A 5,037-nucleotide genomic window follows, 5' to 3' on the forward strand; every position below is an offset into this window, starting at 1 on the left:
TGCGATAACCTTATCATATTCTTGAGAAGTTTTACTCATTTCAGTGTATCTTTGTGTCAAATTTGTCCAAAAGTAAAGAATAAAGATTGAAGTACAAAGGACTAAATCTTATAACTATCTTAAAAAACGAATGACTATTAATTGCCTCGGAAAGCTAATCGATTTATCGTCTCCCAAAGTGATGGGAATATTGAATGTTACGCCAAATTCTTTCTATGATGGCGGAAAACATTCTGATGAAAAAAGGGTGCTTTACCAAGTTGAAAAAATGCTAACTGAAGGTGCGACTTTTATAGATATTGGTGCTTATTCAAGTAAACCAAGTGCTGAATTTGTTTCGGAAGAAGAAGAGATTATCCGACTAATTCCGATGATAAAATTGGTTTTAAAACACTTTCCGGAAACATTGATTTCTGTTGATACTTTTCGTGCTAAAGTCGCGAAAGCTGCAATAGAAAATGGCGCCTGCATCATCAATGATATTTCGGCAGGAAGTTTAGATGTAGCTATGATGGAAATCGTCGCCCAACTCAGAGTTCCGTACATAATGATGCACATGAAAGGCAACCCACAAACGATGCAGAGTTTGGCAAATTATCAAAGCATTACCAAAGAAATGCTTTTCTACTTTTCTGAAAAAGTTGCGTTGGCACGAAGTTTGGAAATCAGCGATTTGCTTATAGATCCTGGATTTGGTTTTGCCAAAACGAAGGAACAAAATTTTGAAGTCATGAATAACTTAGAATTGTTTCAAATGCTCGAATTGCCAACGCTTGTTGGTGTTTCAAGAAAATCGATGATATACAAAACGCTGGAAACTTCTGCAGATTCTGCTTTGAATGGAACAACGGTTTTGAATACAATTGCGTTGCAAAAAGGAGCAAGTATTCTGCGTGTGCATGATGTAAAAGAAGCAGTGGAAACTATAAAGTTAGTATCACAGTTATGAAAAGGATAATCGTTTTTGGACTTTTGTTTGTTCTATTCTCCTGCCAAAATAAAGAAGTTTTACTGCCACAAGCCAACGAGACAATAGTGGCTGATGTGAAAGAGCATTCTCCGATTTATTTATATTTTAAAACAGAAGAAAAAGATACTTTAATTGAAGTTGATGAAACTAATTCTGCTAGTTCAATCAATAAGGTTTTTAATATTGATAAGCAGTTACCATTGCGCCGAGTAATTTTGGAAATTAAAAAGCAGCAAGCCAATAAACACTCTGAAAAGTATTTTGTTTATACAGATACAGTGAAGAAAGCTACGGCTTTTTTACCTTTCACGAAAGTGAAGTACAACTTGGAAAAACCCGATTTTAATGTGGTTTATTTTTACTTAGACCGAAATGATTTGGTCCATTTCAAAGATGAAGTTTTTTCGAAAAATGAATTGCAAACTTTTTTGGATAAGCAATCCGTTCCAGCTTCAAGTATTGTCTTTGCTTATGATAAAGGAATGTCGTTTGGAAAGTATATTCAGTATCAGTTTTTTGTGAAGCATTTGGTCGCTCCAAAAGGGATTACAATCAACAGCAAAAAAGAATACATTTACTAAACTTCGTAAATCGTACTTCAAACTTCGTACTTCTACTGATGATGATATGGTTCGTTTCTCAGAATTGTAAATCCACGATACAATTGTTCAATAAAAAAAAGGCGTACCATTTGATGCGAGAATGTCATCAGCGAAAGTGAAATTTTGCCTTGTGCTTTTTGATAGACTTCATCACTAAAACCATACGGGTCGCCAATTACAAACACCAAAGTCTTTGTTCCGGAATTCATTTTCTTCTGTAAATAATCAGAAAAGCCGACACTGGAAAATGTCGTTCCGTTTTCGTCTAACAAAATCAATTGGTCCGTTGGTGTGAGTTTGGCCAAAATCAGTTCGCCTTCTTTTTCTTTTTGCTGACTTTCCGAAAGGTTTTTGACGTTTTTTATATCTGGAATAATTTCCAAATCAAACTTGATGTAAAACGACAAACGCTTGGTGTAATCATCAATTAATGATTGCAACGCTTTGTTATCGGTTTTGCCAATGGCGAGTAATTTGGTGTTCATGCAGCTTTATTTATTCCAAATCTTCCAGGCTTTTTCGGCTTGAAGTATTAGCATTTCGTGACCGTTTTTGGTAACAGCGCCTTTCTTTTTGGCTTTCTTCAAAAAATGCGTTTCTTCCGGATTATAAATCAAATCGAAAGCAATATGCTTTTCGGTAAAGAAATTATAAGGAATAGGAGGAAAGTCTTTTGTATTTGGACTTGTGCCAACAGGTGTGCAATTGATAATGATTTGGTAATTATCAAAAGTTGTCGCATTGATTCGGTCGTAATCAATCATGCCTTGTTTTTCTTCACGTGTTACAAAAGTGTGTAGAATTCCGAGTTTATCCAATGCAAAAGAAACCGCTTTTGCAGCGCCACCAGTTCCGAGAATTAATGCTTTTTTATGATGTGGTTGTAATAAAGGTTCTAAGGATTTCATAAACCCATAATAATCGGAATTATAACCTTTAAGATTTCCTTTTTTGGTTACTCGGATAACATTTACGGCACCAATTTGGGCTGCGTTTTTGGAAAGTTTATTCAAATACGGAATGACACTTTCTTTATATGGTATGGTAACGTTTAGCCCTTTTAAATCGGAATTATTGGCAATAATTGCAGTGAATTCTTCAATGGTTTGAATGTCGAAATTCTCATAAGAGCAATCGGCTAAATTTCCCAAAGCAAATTTATCAGTGAAGTATTTCTTCGAAAAGGAATAGCTTATATTTTTGCCAATCAGCCCGAATTTTTTATTCATTCTAAGTTTCTTAAATGTATTGGGATAAGATAAGAAGATCTGACCGTTTTATTTTTAATTTTTCCAGGTTTCCACCTCTTAATTGTCCTAATGACTCTTATAGCTTCTTCATCCGAACCAAATCCACAGCTTTTAATTGTTTTTACATTGCTCGAAGTTCCGTCTTTTTCAATGGTAAAAGAAATCACAACAAAGCAAGCTGTTATATTATTCTTTCCTAGTTCTTCAGGATTTTTATAATAATGATTAATGTAAGCATAAAGCAATTCAGTCCCTTCAGGATAATTTGCTTTCTCATCTAACTCACTCTGGCTGTATATTTTGTTCTCGCTTGAGCTTACTTTTTTATTTTGACTGAATGCTACGGAAAATACCAAAAGCAAAAGCAAATACTTATTCATTATTTGTTATACTTCGAAATATAATCCTGAACAGATTCTCTATCCCAAACTGTCGGAAATAAATCTTTTATAATTGTGTGGTGTTTGAAATTGATTCGTAAACCATTGCTCAAATGATAATTTCCTTTTTCTTCTTCGTTCAAAAGCATGTGAAAACCAGCCATACGGTATTCAATTTCGTAATCATCCGGGAAGTATTCAGCTGCTTGGATTAAAGTTAAAATAGCGTTGTTGTATTCGCCCATTATTTGCATAATGTCAACCCAAAACAACCAAGTATCTAATTGAAAGTCGCCAAATTCAATTGCTTTACGATATCCAAATTCAGCTTCTTCAAAATGATCCATCGCTTTGTTAATTGTAGCATAACGTTTCCAGTACAAACGATTTTGGTCATCGATAGCCAAAGCTTTGTTGACAAAATATAAGGCTTTTTGGTAATTTTTTTGACGAACATAAAAATCAGTTATCGCAATCCAGCCTTTATCTAACAATGGATCTTCGTGTACTGTTTTATTGAAATATTTTAACGCTTGGACTTTGTTGCCCAGCTTTTCATAACATTTGCCAATGCGCAACAAAGCATAAGATGTTGGATCATCCAATTCGATGGTTTTGTTATAGCTTTCTATAGCGTCTTCATAGCGTTTCAATCGCTCTAAAGCTTTACCTTTTTCCATGTAAGCGCCAACAAATTCTTCATCTACATAGGTAGCAAATTCAAAAGAACGCACTGCATTTTCATAATCTTTTACACCATAATACAATCTTCCCGACTGATGCCATGCGATTTCACTGTATGGATTTCTATCAATATAAGTTTTAAGGTATTCAATGGCTTCCAAATTTTGGTCTAGAAATTCGAAGCAATACACTACATTATATAGCGCAGATTGATCTTCAAAATCCTCTTCCAAACATTTGATAAAGTTTTCTTTTGCCAATTCCAGATTGTCCATAAAAAGATATTCCATACCAATTAAGTTATAGACATCGGCATAATCTTCGGTAAATTTCAAAGCTGTTTTTAAGAATTCGACCGCTTTTTCGTGGTCATCTCTTTTGGAATAAATATTGGCTTTTTGGATAAAAATTTCTTCGTTTGTTGGCTCAATAGCGTAAAGTTCGTTTAGTAACTTTTCGGCTTGATCGAGTTTGTCATCGTACACCAGCATTTCTACCTGAACAAGTTTTAATCCGGTAGATTTTGGGTGTTGTTCAAGTCCTAATTTTAAGGCTTTTTTGGCTAGAGTAGCTTTTCCCATATCGAGGTAATGTAGAATGATTTCCTCGAATTCCTCAGAGTCGAAAAACAGCACTTTGTTGGTTTTCAACATCGATTCAAATTTCGATAAGGATAAGTTGTAATCTTCTTCGTCGTGATCTAGGTGCATAACTGTAGGTGTTAAAATTATCCTTAATAAAATTAGGGAAACCCGTTGCTTTTTTGGTAGTCCGCGATTATTGTTGTAAACAATTTAATTAACAATTTAACAATGACAATTTAAAATTTCAAAAATCAACATCAATTTTCATTCTGAATTTCATCCATAGTCTCAATAATAATGGCGCAACCTTCTCTGATTTCATCTTCAGATATTGTTAATGGCGGGGTAATTCTGATAGCGCAACCTTCGAAAAGCAGCCAAAATAAAATCAAACCTTTTTCCTGGCATTTGAGTATTACTTTATTAGTAATCTCCGCATCTTTAGTCATCGCTGCGAGCATCAATCCTCGTCCGCGGATTTCCTCTATCAAAGGATGTACCAAAAGCTCCCGAAACAGCTTTTCTTTAGCTAACGATTGCTTGCTGTAGTCTTTTTCCAAAATTTCT

7 protein-coding genes are annotated in these 5,037 nt (G+C 34.5%); 2 read left to right on the forward strand and 5 right to left on the reverse strand.

The features are described 5' to 3' along the window. Positions 1-130: 130 nt before the first annotated feature. Together folP and ABIQ27_RS00800 are read left to right on the forward strand one after the other, a co-directional pair. Positions 131-949 carry a dihydropteroate synthase gene (gene folP / locus ABIQ27_RS00795; protein WP_348031132.1) on the forward strand — a complete coding sequence of 273 codons (819 nt, stop codon included), beginning with the start codon at positions 131-133 and terminating at the stop codon, positions 947-949. Then, positions 946-1,551 (forward strand): hypothetical protein, encoded by a 606-nt coding sequence (locus tag ABIQ27_RS00800; protein WP_348031134.1) that lies wholly within the window; start codon positions 946-948, stop codon positions 1,549-1,551. Before folP ends, ABIQ27_RS00800 begins: the two co-directional genes overlap by 4 nt. A gap of 32 nt (positions 1,552-1,583) precedes the next feature. Here the strand turns inward: ABIQ27_RS00800 and rlmH are convergent, their stop codons facing one another. The 5 genes from rlmH to ABIQ27_RS00825 form a co-directional block, all read right to left on the reverse strand. Then, positions 1,584-2,057, reverse strand: a complete 474-nt coding sequence (rlmH, locus tag ABIQ27_RS00805; RefSeq protein WP_348031136.1) for a 23S rRNA (pseudouridine(1915)-N(3))-methyltransferase RlmH — start codon at positions 2,055-2,057, stop codon at positions 1,584-1,586. A 6-nt stretch (positions 2,058-2,063) separates the two neighbouring features. Beyond that, complete coding sequence (locus ABIQ27_RS00810; protein WP_348031138.1) at positions 2,064-2,801, reverse strand: shikimate dehydrogenase; 738 nt, start codon at positions 2,799-2,801, stop codon at positions 2,064-2,066. Further along, a complete protein-coding gene (locus ABIQ27_RS00815; protein WP_348031140.1) occupies positions 2,798-3,202 on the reverse strand; it encodes an energy transducer TonB in 405 nt (134 codons plus the stop codon). The genes ABIQ27_RS00810 and ABIQ27_RS00815 overlap by 4 nt, the downstream gene beginning before the upstream one ends. Next, positions 3,202-4,596, reverse strand: a complete 1,395-nt coding sequence (locus ABIQ27_RS00820) for a tetratricopeptide repeat protein (RefSeq protein ID WP_348031142.1) — start codon at positions 4,594-4,596, stop codon at positions 3,202-3,204. The genes ABIQ27_RS00815 and ABIQ27_RS00820 overlap by 1 nt, the downstream gene beginning before the upstream one ends. A 131-nt stretch (positions 4,597-4,727) precedes the next feature. Then, on the reverse strand, positions 4,728-5,037 hold a 310-nt coding region (locus ABIQ27_RS00825), incomplete at its 5' end, for an aminotransferase class III-fold pyridoxal phosphate-dependent enzyme (RefSeq protein ID WP_348031144.1).

It is taken from the genome of Flavobacterium sp., from assembly GCF_039916025.1.
Classification (GTDB): Bacteria; Bacteroidota; Bacteroidia; order Flavobacteriales; family Flavobacteriaceae; genus Flavobacterium.

Bases quoted from the DNA above. Each gene is read 5' to 3' on its own strand.
- ABIQ27_RS00800 (WP_348031134.1), top strand. From the start codon at position 946: ATGAAAAGGATAATCGTTTTTGGACTTTTGTTTGTTCTATTCTCCTGC.
- ABIQ27_RS00810 (WP_348031138.1), bottom strand. From the start codon at position 2,801: ATGAATAAAAAATTCGGGCTGATTGGCAAAAATATAAGCTATTCCTTT.
- ABIQ27_RS00815 (WP_348031140.1), bottom strand. From the start codon at position 3,202: ATGAATAAGTATTTGCTTTTGCTTTTGGTATTTTCCGTAGCATTCAGT.
- rlmH (WP_348031136.1), bottom strand. From the start codon at position 2,057: ATGAACACCAAATTACTCGCCATTGGCAAAACCGATAACAAAGCGTTG.
- folP (WP_348031132.1), top strand. From the start codon at position 131: ATGACTATTAATTGCCTCGGAAAGCTAATCGATTTATCGTCTCCCAAA.
- ABIQ27_RS00820 (WP_348031142.1), bottom strand. From the start codon at position 4,596: ATGCACCTAGATCACGACGAAGAAGATTACAACTTATCCTTATCGAAA.